Genomic DNA, 515 nt, shown 5'->3' with positions numbered 1-515 from the left:
GCCATTCCTAAAATTAGTTTCTTCATAATAACTATTCTATATTTAATTGTACAATTTATTCTTTAGAATCAGAATTCTCATTCTCCTCTGCCGGGTTTTCATCTCCAGCCTGAGGTGTTACATTGTCATTTTCCTGGTTATCAAATAGCGATCCTACAACTCCTTCTTCTGTTTCTCCAAATTCTTCAGAATCTTCTTCTACATCTTTATCCATTTCTACTTTTGCAATGGCTGCAATTTCGTCATTTTTCTTAAGGTTGATCAGTTTTACTCCCTGAGTATTTCTACCCATTACTCTCATTTCATCCATTCCCATTCTAATCGCAACACCGGATTTGTTAATAATCATCAATCCGTCTTCGTCCGTTACATTTTGAATAGCGATAAGGTTTCCTGTTTTTTCAGTAATGTTAAGGGTAATAACTCCTTTTCCTCCTCTGTTGGTAATTCGGTAGTCTTCTACTGCAGTTCTCTTTCCGTATCCTTTCTCAGATACTACAAGTACTGTTTCATTC

General features: G+C 35.7%; 1 protein-coding gene. It reads right to left on the bottom strand.

What is annotated here, in order from left to right:
* Positions 1-55: 55 nt before the first annotated feature.
* A partial coding sequence (locus GB932_RS22180; RefSeq protein ID WP_497755946.1) for a DNA gyrase C-terminal beta-propeller domain-containing protein occupies positions 56-515 on the bottom strand: 460 nt, incomplete at its 5' end.

Origin of the sequence: Microbacterium karelineae (assembly GCF_009745985.1) — a bacterium.
Taxonomy (GTDB): domain Bacteria; phylum Actinomycetota; class Actinomycetes; order Actinomycetales; family Microbacteriaceae; genus Microbacterium; species Microbacterium karelineae.
The sequence above is the reverse complement of the archived record's forward strand: the minus strand, read 5'-3'. Positions and strand labels throughout refer to the sequence as shown.